Genomic DNA, 17,649 nt, shown 5'->3' with positions numbered 1-17,649 from the left:
CTTAAACTAACGGTACAGGATAGTTAAACGTATTGAGGATATATGTGGTAAATTAAATAATAAATAAATGCTTGGAGAGTGAATGTAGTGAGGGTACTATTAGAATTCATAGAATTTTTTTTTACTCATAATCTTTTATTTGATTTCAGGGAATATTATTGTTTATATCTACCGAAAATTAGGGATGAAATATTCGAATACTTATGGAATTATGATGGTAATCTCAATTTTAATTATATTTACTGTATTATATCGAAATAAACTACAATTTAGTGGATGGTATAAAGGAGATGTTAATGACAAACTCCCAAAAACATTCACAAAATGGCTGATTTCAATTGCACCATTATTATTGTTATCACCGCCTATACTAAGTTTCTTATTGCAATAACGAGGAGCTTTAGAGCAATAAGGGGTTCAAAAATAATCAATCTTTTATAAATAAATTAATCTTCCATATTAAATAAGAATATGTTTTGATTAAACGTGCTCTTTAGATTGTTCTGAAATATAGATTGATAAAGTTAATTTAATCAAACTTTATTACAAATCTACGCCTTTGATACTGATGGATAGAAGAAATACCATTAAAAGTAGACGATTAAAAAAGAACTCAAGTGATTAGGGAAGTATAGTAAAAGAAGTAAAAGTGAATGGCTATATAAGCATTTAAATACATTCGTTGTAGTTTAATACAAATAAAAAATAGAGAGTGGGGAACACTCTCTATTTTAGTTATTTAAGGGCTTTATCAAATGTTTTTTCTATTTCATCAGAGTCTTTTGAAATTGCTAAGAGAAGATAGTTATCTTTTGTTTTCAATACATGTGTTTCTATTAGGTAATATTCTTCTGGTAAATAATCTTTAAAGCTTTTTGATTTTTTTTCGATTCTTTTTGAAATCTTCTCTTTCATGTTGTCTACATTTTTCATATCTTTCACTTTAATCACAGCAATTTCATCAGCTTTAATGTTTGTAGGGGCAGGAAAAAGAACAAAACTTTCCACTTCATCAGCATTTATATTGTATAACTTTTGAAGTTTTTTATGATCTCCTTCTTTCATTTCTTCTATATTTGTAGTTTGTTTTATTTGTTTTCCTATTTCTATAGCGGAAGGATTATCATGTGTCTCTTGTTTTCCAGAACAGCCACTTAAAACTACTAGTGTAATTGTGCAAACAAAAATAGTAATAACAGATTTTATATTAAAAGGTTTTATTTTATTTCTCATAGGTTTAATTCTCCTTGTCGTTTAAATCAGTTATAGATGAATCCTCAAAGAAAGTATTTGCATTGTAAAGTAGTAGCATTTCATCGATTTTGTTTTTTTGTATGAACATATTTAGGTTATCGGTATAGTATCTAAGATCAATTATATGAATTTCACTAAAATGTGATAGTAAAAAGGGAAGTAAGGCATTTGCATAAGAATCTTTTACAACTAATATTTTTTTTCCATTCATATTTTCAGTTGTTATCTTCACGAATGGATGATTTCCGTTGAAAAAGACAGTATATTTATCTTTTTTCTTGATGTTCTTCATCTCATAAAGCGATTGAGAAGTTTTAGCTTCATCGACATACTCCACTTTGTATTGTATAGATTCCTTAGGCTCATATAATTCAATGCTATCCGAATCTATATGTCTAAAACCTGCTTTGGAATATAGTGAACCATAGAAACTATTCGTAATTTTTTTTATGTTGAATGACTCTTTTTGGATAGGAGTAAATTTCATATTTTTACTCAACTCTAGGTAGGCATAATATGCGCCTTTAGTAGTCCAATGATGGTCGGTTTTATAAAATATATATTCATTCTTTTTTGAACTCAATATAGGATATACATCAATAAAATTAATTTCATTATCCAAGGATTTCTTTACTTTATCAATATACGTATCCTCATCAACTCGTGAAACATAATTAGGAAGTTTATTTTCTAAAATACTAATTGCCGTAGGTACCAACATTACGTGCTTTTGCACATTTGGATTTTCAAGATGAAAATTATTGATTGCTTCAATTTTATTTTTCACATCTTGATCTTCAGGTTTAGTAAATTTTTGAAATAAAAAGCCATTTTTACCGATATACACTCCGTTATTTTCTTTCTTTCCGATTGTGCGGTCTATATCAGATTTCATACTTATCCAAAATTCTCTAAATGCAAATTGGTCGGAAATATATTTTTCAAAGTTAGGAGTGAATTTTTTATCTAAAAGATTTTGAATAGAGAACGCGGGTAACTGTTCTAAGTTTCTATTTTCTGAATCTGAAAATGATTTGTTTGGAGTTAATAAATTAATAGTGAACATTCCACCTATAAACAACGTCAACAAACATGCCATTAAACGTTTGTATATTTTTTCATAAGTCTTCAAGTAACTCACCTCTTTCAACTAAAAATGATATCTATGTTATATAGATGAAAATTAAAATCTAAAATATAGGAATGGATTATAAGTGTCGTTTACTAAATATGCAGTTGAAAGAACTACTAATATTACATAAAAGATGGGCATGCAAATAGCGCCTGGCAATTTCAATTGTTCTCTTATATAGACAAGTGCCTTTTTGGGGAATGGTGTTGAACAAATAGCTAAAATGCAAAAAAGCGTAAAATTGGTTGTTAAATAATAGAGTGTATTATTATCCAAGAAAGCGGTTTGATTAAAGCCAAACATTGTACCGATGTATCTAATTGCTACTGATAAGTTATCAAATTCAAAAAATACCCATCCAATTAATACGATAATAAGTGTGTACATATGGGCAATAATACGCATTCTATTTTTAAGCCATTTTAATAGAAACAACTTTTCTAGTGTTACAAATAATCCAAAATACAATCCCCAAACAACAAAATTCCAGCTAGCTCCATGCCATAATCCTGTTAAGAACCAAACTATAAACAAATTTCTAAGCTGTTTGAGTAAACCTGCACGATTTCCCCCAAGAGGAATGTATATATACTCTCTAAACCAAGATCCTAGTGATATGTGCCATCTACGCCAAAACTCAGTGACACTTTTAGATATATAGGGATAGTTAAAGTTTTCCGGAAAATCAAAACCAAACATTTTCCCTAAACCTTGAGCCATAGCTGAGTAACCTCTAAAATCAAAATAAATTTGGAAGGCAAAAGCAATAATCCCAAGCCATGCTGTTAGAATAGTAAGTTCAGATATAGAGGTTGTTTTAACACTTGTCCAAAGAAGTCCTATATTATTTGCTAAAAGTACTTTTAGTGCAAGCCCTCTAATAAATAGTTCCATCCCTTCGCCAAAACGATCTAATGTAACTTTTCTATCTTGTAATTGTTTATCAATTTCGCTGTATTTCACAATAGGCCCTGCGACAAGTTGTGGGAACATCGTTACATAAGTACCGAAAGCAATAATATTTCTTTGCGCAGACACTTTACCTAAATAAACGTCTATTACATAAGACATCGTTTGAAATGTATAAAAAGAGATTCCAATTGGAAGAGGGAGAGTCTCAACGTGAATATTTAAGTTAAAAAGGGTATTGATATTGTCCACTACGAAACCATAATATTTAAAGAATCCAAGTATTACCAAATTCGTTATAATTGAATTAATGAATATAGCTTTAGTAATACCCTTGTGACTTCTATATTTGTCTATAAGTACTCCATTCACATAGTCAAATAGGGTGGAGAATATCATAATGACTATATATACTGGTTCACCCCATGCGTAAAAAATTAGACTGACTACAAATAAAACAAAGTTTCGAAGAACCTTAGGGGATATATAATATAAAAGAATTGCTAACGGCAAAAATACAAAAAGAAAAATTAAGCTACTGAATACCAAGATTCGTCACCTCCTAAATAGTTAAACTTTACTTTTTAAAAAATTTACAGTCCTTCTATTAGGACTGTAAATTTTTTAATATGGACACTACTTAATAGAAATTTTTAAAAGGTCGAGTAGCTGCGTATAATAATTAGCTTTAAAGTGGACTCCATCTTCATCATGTAAATCTGTATTTTTGTCAAAAATCGGAGATAAATCAATGTATTCTGCTTTTTCAGCTTTTGCTAACTCTTTAAGTTTTGCATTATATTCATCAATGTGTTTATATTGTGGAAACTCCTGTAATGCTTTATCTGTAACAGGTGTTACAGATAAAATGTGTATTTTTACATTAGGAAGCTTTTCTTTTACTTTTTGTATTAGTTTGGAATAAGTATCTATTGAATACTTGACTGGATTATCGATAGGGTTACCTTCAATATCCATTGGCATCAGTAAATCATTAATACCAAAACTCATAAAAATGTGTTCAGGGTTTTTTCCTACTACTTTTTCAACATCTTCTTCTATGGCCATAACTGTGACTTTACCTGCATCAGCGATAACATTTGTATCATCGATTAATTCTTGATAATTAAGTCCTTCTGTAATAGAATCTCCAAAAAATAAACTATTTTTAAAAATAGATTTATATATGTCTTCTGATTTTTTTTCTTGCGCAGTATTTTGTGTAACTGAAGTTTTTTCAGTCCCTTTATCTACACAGGCAGCAGAGGTTAGTGCAATAGCCCCCATTAGTAAACAAATACATACTTTCTTTAACATTTTTATCTTCCTCTCAAACCATATATTTTGTAAGTGATAGTCGCTCACATAAGCATCTGTCGTTTACAAAATATAGATTAATGGTTAGGGATAAAGATAAGATGCAGATAAGATATAAATTATTTAAAGAAAAGACAAAGTGAAAAAATGAAAATAGTTATAGTGAATGGCAAAATAAAAAATACTATTCTTTCTAATTTTTTAATCAGGAAGAATAGTATTTTTATTTTGTTTGTTTTGATGACAAATTGTAATGACATGAAAATATGTAAGTGTAAATAAAATTATTCTTTAACTTACTTAGATACTATCTGCATTTTATCTTTATCTATCTTCAATAGACTATTTATTGTAATAAACGCTTGAAAATAATAAATCTAACAGAAAAGGTTCAGCTTTATAACAAATAATAGTTATTAGAGAGAGGGTAGACAAATAATGGAAGAATCAAAGAATAAAATAAATGTAATAAAGGCGGTAAAATCCCTAGGAATTGTTCTAGCAATATCTTTTTTCATATTCTTTTTTATTGGGAAGTTCAACTCTATTCCAGCGAATACGCAACAACATGAAAAAAAACTATATGAAGGATCACCAAAGAAGCAAGAAAGCCCGGATAAAAAGCCAGTTGGGAAAGTTGTTTATTTAACATTTGATGATGGCCCTCTACACTAACAAGTCAATTTTTAGAAGTACTAAAGGAACAAAATATTAAGGCAACATTTTTTATGATAGGAAGTAATTTGCAAAATACAAATTATCAGGAAAGTGTAAAACGAGCAGTAACAGAGGGACATTATATTGGTGCACATAGTATGTCACACGATAGTGGTAAGCTATATAAAAAACGTCAATTCGTACCGGAGATGAAAGAAACGTTAGCGCTTATATATGATATTACAGGTACAAATCCTAAACTAGTTCGCCCGCCGTATGGGTCTACACCAGGATTGGAGAGTAAAAAAATTCGCAATCAACTTGCAGAATCTGAAATAAGGGTGTGGGATTGGACAATTGATTCTCGTGATTGGGAATTAAAAGATAATCCCAATGAGATTATAGAAAATGTAAAAAGACAAACAACAGAAGATGTAGAAGTTGTTTTGATGCATGAAAAACTACAAACGTTACAAACTCTTCCTGAAATCATTAAATTTTATAAGGAGCAAGGCTATGAATTTGGAGTATATAACGATGCTAACCATTTTTATCTAAACTTCCAAAAGGATCATCGACTATAATAGATAAATAATATTATTAGACTGTAGTTTTTTCTAATAAAAAAGGAGAACTTATATTAAATTTTTAAAAGCTGATAATCAAGCAAGATGCCGATCTTTCATATAGAAAATCGGCTTTTTTCATTTCTATTATGCTTAGTGAGGGAAAACAAGATTTTAAGAAGGTCTTGTCTTTAGGTCATTTGGTTAACGGACTCCACGTCAGCAGCAGATTTTATTTCTGTCTATAGTGGAGAGCAGACATTCCTTATAAACGTTTCTAATGTGCAATAAAAAGAACAGCTAACTGTTCAAATGGTCCTTTAAAAGTCAATTATTATTAGTTGTTCATATCAACAGATTTTACTTGATATTTTTTTTTAGAAGTATCTACAACAGCAGAGATTTTCTTATTCTCATTTCCAACAACATGACCTTCTAAATACACTTCATGTGTTGCATATTCACCTGAAGAACTAACTTCATTTATTGTAACATCAATATTGTTTTCATTTTTTAAATGCTCAACTGTAGTTTGTATTGCTTTTTCTTTCGTATCAAACCAGTTCTCTTCGGTAAATTCCTTAGGCATACCTTGGTCGATAATAAAATAAGCCGATAGAGCTAGAGTAATAATTGTAATACCACCAAAAATAGATAAAAATTTTATTAGCTTGTCTTTCATTAAAATTCTTCCTCATATTGTTTTCCAACAAAAGTAATTTTAAAACACAATTTAAGTTTTAACAATACAATTTGGTGACTTGAAACTTATAATATTGTAAGCTTTAGTTTCAATATTATTACTGAACACCTAGGGAAAGAAAATATAAAAAGGGTCACTTGGGATAGGAGTGACCCTCAGTAACAAAATTCGGAGGTGTAAGGCTAAATTAGCTTTACATTACTATTTATATGTCGTGATAACGTTGTTTGTATAGTTCATAGCCTGTGAAACTAGATTTAAATAAAGTTGCAGCGTCGTTTCACGCTACAGCTAAGAAATGAAAATCGAATTTTAATCATTTTTAAGCCTTAACCTTTAATCCTAACAATGAAGCAAACCCAATCGCTTGTTCCGAGGATACTTCACAGCCATTCAAGCTTTCCAAGGTAACATTCAGTTTTTCAAATTTACATGTGCTAATATCAATGCCTTTTAGTGACGTTTGCGAAAAATCAACATTATTAATATCACTTTGAGAAAATATTACCTTATTAAATGAGCATTCATAATAGTTCGCGCCTTGTAGAGTTGAATTATCGAATATTACTTGTTTTAAACGTGTCTCAGAAAAGTCACATAAATTTGCAATACAATTTTCAAAAGAAACGTTTCCTAAATTAGATTCTGAAAAATCTAACCCTAATAATTTACAGTTTTCAAATTTGACTCTATGTATGATGCCTTCACAAAAACTGGAATTAGATAAATCACAGTTTTCAAATATTACATCAGTCAAATCAATTTTTCTAAAAGTAACATTTATGAATCTTACACTTTTAAAAATAACTTTTGATAAAATTAGTCTTTCGACATCCTCGTTGTCAATTACAGTGTTAGAGATCATGCAGTTTGATAAATATGGTTCTTCTTCATGAAAAATATCTTGAAAATTCGCTTTTTCTAAATGTAATGGTAATTTTGGTAATTCAATTTTGAAACCTTTTGCCACAATAGCACACCTTTCAAATACAGTTATTTACTACTAATTTAAAAGTTTAAATAAATGGCCTTAATTATTTAAGACTATATTTTTACGTAAAAGTGTGTGCAACATGATTGCTTCATGATTGTTTGAAAAGATAAATTTATTAGTATTTTTTTAAAAAAATTTGTGTTCCAAAAATAGCCAACCAGAAATATTTTCTGACTGTATAATCCGAACGGAGCGGTTTAGTTCAATACCGCATGATGTTATACTTTAAAGGAATTGTAAAAATTCGAGGTTCATCTACTTAATTAAAACCTAAGAATATGTTAGTGAGGTATTTAAAATAATGATGAAAATAGTACCCCCTAAGCCTTTTTTCTATAAAGGTGGAAAGAAGGCCGTTTTACTATTGCATTCTTTTACTAGCAATACTATTGATATGAAGAAGTTAGGGAAGTATTTACAAAAGAACAATTATTCCTGCTACGCACCATTATATAGTGGACATGGTTTAACAGCAGAAGAACTTCTCACATATAGACCATCTGATTGGTGGCAAGATGTACTAAACGGTTACCGGTTGTTGAAGGATGAAGGTTTTGAAAAAATAGCTGTGATTGGTCTTTCACTTGGTGGTGTGTTTGCATTAAAAGTTGGTCAAGAGTTGGAGATTAATGGTGTTGTGACAATGTCAGTACCAACAAATAGGGAAGCTGCTTTTCTACAAAAGCGTGTCTTTCATTATGCAAAAAGATACAAACAACTTGAAGGGAAAAATGAAGAGCAAATAAATTTAGAAATGAAACGTATTCAAAATATGTCTATCGATTCATTAGTTGAGTTCCAACAGCTAATTAATACAACGATGAATAAATTAGGACTTTTAACCTCACCAATTCGTATATTATATGGTGAATTAGATGAACCATTGTATAAAGAAAGTGCAGAGGTAATTTTTCAATGCGTTACAACGAATCGAAAATCAATAAAAGGGTATCCGAACTCTAAACATTTAATGACAATAGGCACCGACATTAACGACGTGAACAATGATATTCTTACATTCTTAAATGATTTAACGTGGTAACTTTATGAAAAATCAACAAGTCTTAATTAAGAACAAATATTTTTTATATTGAGGTTGATTGGAGAGATAATATTGGGGAATACTGAAAAGTTTGAAATGATAGCTAATATATATGACACTCCTGAAAGAATCCAAATTGCAAAGGTTTCATCAGATGCCATCCGTAATTATTTAATTGACCCTAAAAGTAAGAATGCTATTGATTTTGGGTGTGGAACAGGTCTGGTCGGTATGAACTTGCTAAACGAGTTTAATTCTATACTTTTTCTGGATACATCTCAAAACATGGTTAATCAAATGAATCAGAAGATAACTGATTTTAATATTCAAAATGTAGATACATTATGCTTTGATATTGAAAAGGAAAGTTTATCGGATTTACATGTACAAGCAGACTATATTTTTATGGCTCAGGTTTTACTCCACATTTATGATGTTGAATTAGTTTTATCAAGATTATTTGATGTTCTAAATGAAGGAGGACATTTACTCATCGTAGATTTTAATAAAAATGAAAAAATAGTATCAGATATTGTTCATAACGGTTTTAATCCAGAAGAGCTAGCCGACACTATGACTAAAATAGGAAATAGGGATATTCAATTCAAAACTTTTTATACAGGAAATAAAATATTCATGGGACAAGATGCGTCTATGTTTATTCTTGATTCAAAAAAGGGATATTGCGACCAGATTTAGTAGATAATATGGGTGAATTTGCAGTTTCTATTGGTATATCGGCGCTTTCGTGGTCATTTTTCTTATCAGGTCCGATCCTTTTTATTATGTTGCGTCCTGATTCATTAGAAATTGCAAAAATGATAGAAGTTGTATCCGCTATAGATACATTCATCTGTACCTTTAAACGGGCTACAACATTTATAGAAATAGCGTAAGGATAATTGCAATTCTGTCATCTGATGCATCAAATTATATTCTCGGAGAAATTATTAATGTAAGTGGTGGAGATAATTTTTAATGTGGGAATTTTATAAAAGGAGAGTAGAAAAGCGTTCCTGAAATAACAGGAACGCTTTTCTACATCTATCTGTAAAGATACGTTGGGATGAGGCTAATTCCTTTAGAAAAAAGTGGTGAAAAGCAAAAAATAGACGATCACTTGACAATAAAATCGAGGGATATAAAAAATCGAATAATTTAAAATGACAAATGTGTTTTTACCATTAATGGATTTATTATCAAAATATTTGCGACTAGATTTTTTTAACCTTTAATGTTCAGTAACACTTGTTTAAATTTATTGAATTAAAACTTACAAAATTATAAGGTACATGTCATCAAAATTAATTGTTAAAACTAAAATTGTGTTTTAGAATTACTATTGTTGAAAAATTTATTAAAGGTCACTCGTCCTAAAATGAACCGTAACTGCACAGGAAAAGGCAAAGCTAAATAATTATATTTTGCATTTGAAGAATGCAATCCATGACGAATGTAATAGTTAAAGTGAAAGACTGGAAAAAACAGCCAGCTCAATGTTTCTTTTATTTCCAATAAATACTGTATATTTAAATTGGTGAGGTATTCCTATATACCCCGTAAATGTTAGTTGAAATTAACATATGCGGGGGGTTTTTATGAAAGAGGTTTACAAAAATAGGTAGTAATGTACTCGCTATCTTCAATTATATTTAACAACTTGACAGAATTCTAAATGGGGAGTAAGCTACATTAGCTGCGAAAAAAGCTATTGTGAAGTAACATTTTTTAAATGCAATACTTATAATATAAGTTAATGTATATCTAAATTGAATTTCTTTCAGCTGAAAGAAGTTTAATATAGGATGTTAGCCTAAAAACGTCGAATGCGATAACGGCTACTGACCTGCATCGGTAAAAACGCCACGAACTGTAGCATTCCCGAAATGACCGACATCGTGTCGGCCCTCACGCAGACCTAAGCACAATGCCGATTCCGGACGCAATTATGCCGAGGCATAATTGATATTTAAGTAAGTAAAAGAGGTGTAAAAATGAAAAATTTATTAAGTAAAAAAGATGGCCTTTTAAATAAATTTTTAGGGATATATTTATTAGCGGTTTTAATGTTATGGATGAAAACATACATCGCTCAAACAGCACAATTTAAACTAGGAGTAGAAGGAGTACTTCAACAATTCCTTTTACTAATAAATCCACTAGGTTCCGCAATGCTATTTCTAGGATTGTCATTTTTATTTAGTGGAAAGAGAAAATATACATCACTAGTTGTCGTATACACTCTGATGTCTATTGTTTTATATGCCAATATTGTTTATTACCGATTTTTTAGTGATTTCATTACATTACCTACTGTTACCCAAACGCAGAACTTCGGAGATTTAGGTGGTAGTGTTCTTTCTTTACTAAAGCCTTATGATATCTTGTTCTTTGTAGATGTATTTGTAATGTTTTACCTACGATTCTCAAGAAAAATACAAAAAGAGTCTAATCGTTTTGGATATAAAAAAGCAACGGCAATCATTGCATTTGCATTGGCAGTATCCGTCCTAAATTTAGGACTAGCTGAAGCTGATCGTCCGCAATTATTATCTCGAGGTTTTGATAGAAACTATATTGTGAAATATCTAGGAATGTATAACTATACGATTTATGATTCAGTAGAAACGATGAAAGCATCTTCACAGAGAGCTTTGGCGGATAGTAGTGATATTACAGAAGTGATGAACTATACAAAATCTAACTACGCAAAACCTAATGCTGAATATTTTGGTGAAGCAAAAGGAATGAACGTCGTCTATTTACATTTAGAATCATTCCAAAACTTTTTGATCGACTATAAATTAAACGGTGAAGAAGTTACACCGTTCTTAAATTCATTAGCAAAAGATAAGAATACAATGTATTTTGATAATTTCTTCCATCAGACAGGTCAAGGTAAAACTTCTGATGCAGAATTTATGCTGGAAAATTCTTTATTTGGTTTACCACAAGGATCTGCTTATATTACAAAAGCACAAAATACGTACCAAGCAGCTCCAAGTATTTTAAAAGATTATGGTTATTCATCAGCTGTATTCCATGGTAACAACGGAAGCTTCTGGAATCGAAATGAGATTTATAAATCATTTGGATATGACAAATTCTTTGATGCTAGTTATTATGACACTGGTTCTACAGATAACATGGCTGAATACGGTTTGCTAGATAAACCATTCTTTAATCAATCTGAAAGTCTTTTAAGTTCGTTACCACAACCTTTTTATACGAAATTGATTACGGTAGGGAACCACTATCCGTATAAAATGAATCAAGACTTAGTAACAATTGATAAAGCTAATACTGGAGATCCAAGTGTAGATAATTATTTCCAAACAGCACGTTATGCAGATGAAGCAATCAAACAAGTATTCAATCAATTAAAAGAATCAGGCTTATATGATAATACGATGATTGTTCTTTATGGTGACCATTACGGTATTTCAGATAATCATAATGATGCGATGGAGCAAGTCATTGGTAAAGAAATTACACCTTATGAAAATGCTAATTTACAACGCGTACCTTTATTTATCCATGTTCCAGGAATGCAAGGTGGAACTAACCATACTTATGGTGGTCAAATAGACCTTCTTCCAACATTATTACATTTACTGGGGATTGATACGCAAAAATTCGTTCAATTTGGTTCAGACCTATTATCAGAAGAGCATGAGGAAATTGTACCGTTTAGAAATGGCAATTTTGTCAGTCCTACAATTTATTCAATTAATGAAAAATTTTATGATAATAAAACAGGTTTACTACTAGATGATAGTCAATTAGAGTTTGCGAAAACTATCAAAGATAAAGTAGACCGTAAATTGGAATTATCTGATAAAGTCGTGAATGGAGATTTATTGAGATTCCATACGCCAACAGATTATACGCCAGTTGATCGTTCTAAATATAATTATTCCAAAGATGAGGATGTAGAATCTAATTAATTGATGCAATTTGCTGGACAGTTCAAGAGGATATGTTTGATATCAAAGGTTCTTACCATTATCTTGAATTGGATGGGACATACATTTAAAGAAAAATTGGAAAATTTCACATCAGAAAAGCGCGAGAAAATCAACGTTTCTAAAATTGATTTCTCGCGCTTTTTATAGTTTTGAACCAGTTTTATCCTATTATCTTAACGGCGAGTTATTACAATTAGGTAGTGAGGATACTACGCATAATAAGAATTATTTTAAGCATATTAAAGTTAAAATTATTTGGGTAATTAGGGAATGCTGATTATCAACTATTTTGTACTGTTTTTGTTTGCAAATTGACCAGAAGCTTGTTTTTTGTTAGCTTCAGCTTGCTGGATTTGTTGTCTAATTTGATTAACATCAGTCTCATTCCCGAATTCTTCGTTCATCGAGTTTATTGAACCAGAAGCTTGTTTTTTGTTAGCTTCAGCTTGTTGGATTTGTTGTCTAATTTGTTGAACATCAGTCTCATTCCCGAATTCTTCGTTTGCATTTTGGGTTTTTGGGTTATAGTTTTGGTTGTTCATGGATTTCACCTCCTGAAATTATAGTCTGTACAGAAGATGCTTTATTATTCGAAACAGAGTTAATATCAGCTGACATTAACTAAAAGCCCCAGCAAAATATCGCACCATTTCCTCGTAATTTATTAGTTAAACAGTTAAAAAACCCCAGCAATAAACTGGGGTTAATCGCCGTATCCAAATTAACGATGACAAGTGTAAGATACGGCAGAAACTTTGTTCAATAGGTCTCTTTTGGAGTAAAATGGCCGATTCCTTTTAATTCAAAGTCAAAAAATTTAAGAATTAGTTCATTTTCAGTTTCAATACAGTAAGATTGATCAATATCGGCTTTTCCTCCCTGTATAATATTTGCCAGTATAGGAGAGAAAAAAGGTAAATCAGTCAAGCTTAAATGTTTTGCCCCTTGAATATGAACAGTATGTGCTTCTTTGAAGTGTTCATTTTTGAGGTTATTTGCTATATAAATGGAGTTACTCTCGAGCTGTCTCCATACATCGTCAGAATAAATGTTAAGAAGTGGAGTTGTAAAGTCTTTGCTACTAGCTACAAAATCATCTATTTCTTTCTTATAAACAAGCTCACTAAAAAACGTGGCATCAATATTTACAACTGCACTAATATCATTACGCTCTCTGCCTAACCACACACTTGCAGCACCGCCCATAGAATGCCCGAATACACCAATTTTCTCTGTATCGATTTGTCGATAAAGGGGGTCATTGTCATTTTTTGATTTTTTAAGGATCGTATCAATGACAAAATTCATATCGTCTGTTCGTAATTTCATCCATTTTTGAATGAGATTGTATTTTTCTTCATTCGAGTAAACGCCTTTATTTTTATTTGTGACTTCTTGACTAAAATCTGAATTGACCATTACTACTGTTCCATCCTCTGAACGAGTGTAGAAGGAGTGATAGGGATGATCGATTGAAACGACTATATAACCGTGGCTTGCCAGCTCAGTATAGGTGGAACTGTTGCTTGTCTTGATACCATATGCTCCGTGTGAGAACACTAATAAAGGGTATGTTCCATCTGCATTTTTGGGATACCAAAATTCTACATTAACGAATCTGTTTTCCCCGCTGTCAGTAAATTCCTCAATACGATTCTTGTCAACGTAAGTGTCAGTAATGGTTGCGACTTCATATCCTCCTGTTACTTTTGGTAATGGATGCTGTGGAAAGATAATTGCAGGTGAAAGTGCTAATGCAAATGTCAATATCATCATAATGGACTTCCACACAATGGTAGAAGTTTTGTATGGATTGATATTTGTTTTGTTAAGGATTAGAGAAACTGCCCCATTTATTGCTAATAAGAAGAGTAGTATAGCAAACATTATCCAGAACAAACTCCAGTCAATTAACGATGAAACAGTAAGTAGTACAAATACAATAAATACAACAATTCTCATCCAATTCTTTATTTTTTTGTGATTTTGCTTAGTTGATATGCAATAGATGGCAAAGGTAATCTCGAAAATCAAAGCGACTAATAAAAGTAAAATTCCTATATTCATAACTCCACCTCATTGGAAAAAATTTTTTATAAAATTATCATATGAAACGGATGGATGGATGTATATGGTAAAACGGTATGCTGTATTCACAGGCCAATAAGATGCAAAAAAACGGCAAGCTCTAATGCTTACCGCAAAAATAATTTGTTATAGAAAACTACATCCTATTATTTTTTTGACTAAAAGTCCTTCTTAATTGCCTCCAGTTTTTCATTGATTTTTTTTGCATCTTTTTTATCATTTTGCCATGATAGTAGACGAACAATAACGTAGATTACAGCAATTTGCAGTGCAAGAATGATTACTTCTGATGTGCTATTTACAAGCTTAATAGCACGGCCAATGGCAATCAATAAAATCTCCAAAGTGAAGAAATGAATAATAATCCTTATTTGCATTTTCTTCTCGCTTAGCTCGTTAGGAGAATATAAAATAAATCTGGTTAATGCACCTAAAAATGCAAATGCCATAATGACATAAATTGATTTCAAATCAAAGGCCATATCAGGATTAAACATTTGACGCAACAAAGTAATAATCATGATTATGGATGCGAAGATGATAAAGAAATTCTTAATTATCTTTTGCAGAAATTCAAAAAAATTCATATGTATCCCTCTTTACAAACCAAGCATTTTTTTTAGGACAGGCACATACTGCCTTGAAATAACAGCGCGTTCTCCGTTATCCAGCACCGCTTCGAATCGACCACTTATGGTCGGATAAACAGATGAAATCTTAGTGATGTTCAATATGGTTGATTTCGTTGCGCGAAAACAGTTTTTTCCGGTACATAATTCCTCTAACTCGTATAGTTTTTGTTTTACTTCAAAAACGTTGTCCCTACAGTAAATAAAAACTTTTCCCTCGACTGCCTCGAAATAATAAATATCATTAAGCTGAATGCGGTGAATACGATCATTTTGATTCCCAAGTAAAATAGGGGGTTCAGTGTTCAACTTGCTAATAATTTCATTTATTTCGTCATCAACCTCATGACACCTAATAAGAATCTCTTCTTCGAATTCTTGGCTTATTTTTTCTATTGAAATCTTCAAATGATCACCCACGAAAACTCAAATTTCAGTTCGACTACGAATCTTTTCTCAGTTAATAAATTTGCAAATGAAGAACGACTAAATAGATTCGATTATCTGAATGATACGCCTCCATATACAATCTTTTTATTATTTTATCAGATTACAATTCGGGATAGTAGCTAGAATTATCCAATTTAAGACTGTGAGAAATTTGTAACCGATAAAAAAATAGCAAAGAAGAAATGGATATAAAATCGAAGGAAATAGAAAACACCTCTGTAAATTGTTTGAATTTCTTAACTTCATGGATAAACTAATAAAAAAACTGAGGTGATTAGGTTGACCATATTAAATAAGAATGAAAGAAATAATCATAAACACGAAAATCGTTTTCATTATGGGCAACAAAATATGTGGACGGGCTTATTATTTGGTCTCGGTGTCGTGGCATTTATAGATGAAGTACTTTTTCATCAATTATTACATTGGCATCATTTCTATGATAAATCTACAGCTAATATTGGATTAGTCTCTGACGGACTATTTCATGCCTTTAGCTTTTTTGCCACGATTGGGTCAGCCTTTTTACTCGCTGATCTTCATCGAAAACATGGATTTTGGTTAAAAAGATGGCTTGGAGGGATTTTTCTTGGAGCAGGAGCGTTTCAACTATACGATGGAATCATTCAGCACAAGTTCATGAAGTTACATCAAATCCGCTACAACGTCGATATTCTTCCCTATGATTTGGTTTGGAATATATTAGCAGCAATTTTAATAGTGATAGGTATTGTTTTACTAATACAAACTAATCAACAAAAGTATTAGGAGGATTCAACTTTGCATTCACATGAAACTCACATCCAAAATTTCTCCATTATTGTACAGCTGCTATTAGTTTTGCCGTTTCTTATTTCCCTTATCTCATACATTGTTGCGGTTATTTATTCTAATCAGCATAAAAAAAGGTGGTCACGTTTTCGTATATTAAGTTGGATTCTAGGACATTTATGCGCCATCATTACATTAATCGGTCCATTTGCAGAGCTCACTCACGTTAATTTTTCAGCACATATGATCGGTCATCTATTGCTTGGAATGCTAGCTCCGCTCCTTATTGCTCTGGCGGCTCCGATGACTCTACTGTTGAGATCAATCCCCGTGAAAAGGGCTCGTCTTATTTCCTCTATATTAAAAAATTCTTACTTTAGTTTTGTACGCAATCCTATTGTAGCGTCTATTCTTAATGTAGGTGGTTTATGGTTGCTTTATACTACACCACTCTTTACCATGATGCATGAAAGCTCGCTATTATTTATTTTGATTCACATTCATATTTTTCTAGCAGGTTATTTGTTTACTATTGCCTTTATCTATATCGATCCAACTCCACACCAAGTATCTTATGTCTTTCGCTCAATCGTGTTATTAGTAGCTGTAACGGCTCATTCAATATTGTCCAAACATATTTATGCGTATCCTCCTAATCATGTACCTATTGAACAGGCAGAACTAGGAGGTATGATTATGTATTACGGCGGGGATGCAATTGAAATCGGACTCGTTTATTTACTATTTTACCAATGGTTTAAAAGGTCAAGAAGTTCTATTTATTCACCAGAAACGTTTAGTAATTGATCCTCTTTACTTTGAACATTTTCAAACATGCATAATATGGAGGGATATGATAATTCACACCTCTTAGAAATTTTAAAAGGGTCACTTGGGATGGAGTGACCCTAAGAAGGAATTCGGAGTGCAAAGCATATTTGCTTTACCTTACTATATTATGATTAGGAAGTTATGTTTCGTAGTTTATTATCTTGAGATTAGAAAAAACATAAAGACGAAGTAGATACAGATTTAAAAAGTAGTATGTGAGAAATACTTATAACTGGGATATTGAAATAAGTAGAAATATACTGAACACGATATGTAAATTTTGAAACAACTAAATTGGCAGTATTTACATACTTCGAAGTTTGGCACAATCAAAAGGG

Annotated in this window: 16 protein-coding genes and 1 pseudogene; 7 read left to right on the top strand and 10 right to left on the bottom strand. The window is 31.2% G+C overall.

The features are described 5' to 3' along the window. Positions 1-735: 735 nt before the first annotated feature. The 4 genes from AC3WSO_RS14525 to AC3WSO_RS14510 all read right to left on the bottom strand — a co-directional run bounded on the left by AC3WSO_RS14525 (position 736) and on the right by AC3WSO_RS14510 (position 4,612). Positions 736-1,233: a DUF4358 domain-containing protein gene (locus tag AC3WSO_RS14525; RefSeq protein ID WP_492531741.1), complete on the bottom strand. Its 498-nt coding sequence runs from the start codon at positions 1,231-1,233 to the stop codon at positions 736-738. 4 nt (positions 1,234-1,237) lie between these two features. Then, positions 1,238-2,386 (bottom strand): DHHW family protein, encoded by a 1,149-nt coding sequence (locus tag AC3WSO_RS14520; protein ID WP_492531739.1) that lies wholly within the window; start codon positions 2,384-2,386, stop codon positions 1,238-1,240. Positions 2,387-2,437: 51 nt separating this feature from the next. Continuing rightward, positions 2,438-3,844 carry an MBOAT family O-acyltransferase gene (locus tag AC3WSO_RS14515; RefSeq protein ID WP_492531738.1) on the bottom strand — a complete coding sequence of 469 codons (1,407 nt, stop codon included), beginning with the start codon at positions 3,842-3,844 and terminating at the stop codon, positions 2,438-2,440. A gap of 87 nt (positions 3,845-3,931) precedes the next feature. Then, positions 3,932-4,612 (bottom strand): GDSL-type esterase/lipase family protein, encoded by a 681-nt coding sequence (locus tag AC3WSO_RS14510; protein WP_492531737.1) that lies wholly within the window; start codon positions 4,610-4,612, stop codon positions 3,932-3,934. Between the two features lie 438 nt (positions 4,613-5,050). Here AC3WSO_RS14510 and AC3WSO_RS14505 point away from each other — a divergent pair. Continuing rightward, a pseudogene (locus tag AC3WSO_RS14505) lies at positions 5,051-5,853 on the top strand (polysaccharide deacetylase family protein). 319 nt (positions 5,854-6,172) lie between these two features. Here the strand turns inward: AC3WSO_RS14505 and AC3WSO_RS14500 are convergent. Further along, the gene (locus AC3WSO_RS14500) at positions 6,173-6,517 is read right to left on the bottom strand and encodes a hypothetical protein (protein WP_492531735.1); all 345 of its coding nucleotides are present in this window, start codon (positions 6,515-6,517) and stop codon (positions 6,173-6,175) included. A 343-nt stretch (positions 6,518-6,860) separates the two neighbouring features. Continuing rightward, positions 6,861-7,508 (bottom strand): pentapeptide repeat-containing protein, encoded by a 648-nt coding sequence (locus AC3WSO_RS14495; protein WP_492531733.1) that lies wholly within the window; start codon positions 7,506-7,508, stop codon positions 6,861-6,863. A 325-nt stretch (positions 7,509-7,833) separates the two neighbouring features. Between AC3WSO_RS14495 and AC3WSO_RS14490 the strand changes: the two genes are divergently transcribed. The 4 genes from AC3WSO_RS14490 (at position 7,834) to ltaS (ending at position 12,521) form a co-directional block, all read left to right on the top strand. After that, positions 7,834-8,574: an alpha/beta hydrolase gene (locus tag AC3WSO_RS14490; protein WP_492531731.1), complete on the top strand. Its 741-nt coding sequence runs from the start codon at positions 7,834-7,836 to the stop codon at positions 8,572-8,574. Positions 8,575-8,646: 72 nt separating this feature from the next. After that, the gene (locus AC3WSO_RS14485) at positions 8,647-9,273 is read left to right on the top strand and encodes a class I SAM-dependent methyltransferase (protein ID WP_492531729.1); all 627 of its coding nucleotides are present in this window, start codon (positions 8,647-8,649) and stop codon (positions 9,271-9,273) included. Then, positions 9,258-9,470: a hypothetical protein gene (locus AC3WSO_RS14480; RefSeq protein WP_492531727.1), complete on the top strand. Its 213-nt coding sequence runs from the start codon at positions 9,258-9,260 to the stop codon at positions 9,468-9,470. The genes AC3WSO_RS14485 and AC3WSO_RS14480 overlap by 16 nt, the downstream gene beginning before the upstream one ends. 1,098 nt (positions 9,471-10,568) lie before the next feature. Next, a complete protein-coding gene (ltaS, locus tag AC3WSO_RS14475) occupies positions 10,569-12,521 on the top strand; it encodes a lipoteichoic acid synthase (protein ID WP_492531725.1) in 1,953 nt (650 codons plus the stop codon). A gap of 305 nt (positions 12,522-12,826) precedes the next feature. Here the strand turns inward: ltaS and AC3WSO_RS14470 are convergent, their stop codons facing one another. From AC3WSO_RS14470 to AC3WSO_RS14455, 4 genes are all read right to left on the bottom strand, one after another. Beyond that, positions 12,827-13,093, bottom strand: coding sequence for a gamma-type small acid-soluble spore protein (locus AC3WSO_RS14470; protein ID WP_492531724.1), 267 nt, complete (start codon positions 13,091-13,093; stop codon positions 12,827-12,829). Between the two features lie 208 nt (positions 13,094-13,301). Further along, entirely contained in the window at positions 13,302-14,609 is a 1,308-nt protein-coding gene (locus AC3WSO_RS14465; RefSeq protein ID WP_492531722.1) for an alpha/beta hydrolase, read from the bottom strand. A gap of 179 nt (positions 14,610-14,788) precedes the next feature. Next, on the bottom strand, positions 14,789-15,217 hold the full coding sequence (locus AC3WSO_RS14460; protein WP_492531720.1) for a DUF3021 family protein: 429 nt from the start codon (positions 15,215-15,217) through the stop codon (positions 14,789-14,791). A 12-nt stretch (positions 15,218-15,229) separates the two neighbouring features. Then, the gene (locus AC3WSO_RS14455) at positions 15,230-15,667 is read right to left on the bottom strand and encodes a LytTR family DNA-binding domain-containing protein (RefSeq protein WP_492531718.1); all 438 of its coding nucleotides are present in this window, start codon (positions 15,665-15,667) and stop codon (positions 15,230-15,232) included. Positions 15,668-16,060: 393 nt separating this feature from the next. On the opposite strand from AC3WSO_RS14455, the gene AC3WSO_RS14450 reads away from it, so the two are divergent. Together AC3WSO_RS14450 and AC3WSO_RS14445 are read left to right on the top strand one after the other, a co-directional pair. Next, positions 16,061-16,477, top strand: a complete 417-nt coding sequence (locus AC3WSO_RS14450) for a DUF2243 domain-containing protein (protein WP_492534370.1) — start codon at positions 16,061-16,063, stop codon at positions 16,475-16,477. Between the two features lie 12 nt (positions 16,478-16,489). Further along, entirely contained in the window at positions 16,490-17,287 is a 798-nt protein-coding gene (locus AC3WSO_RS14445; protein WP_492531716.1) for a cytochrome c oxidase assembly protein, read from the top strand. The last annotated feature ends 362 nt before the right edge of the window (positions 17,288-17,649 follow it).

It is taken from the genome of Lysinibacillus sp. EB106-09-02-XG168, assembly GCF_058791475.1.
The sequence above is the reverse complement of the archived record's forward strand: the minus strand, read 5'-3'. Positions and strand labels throughout refer to the sequence as shown.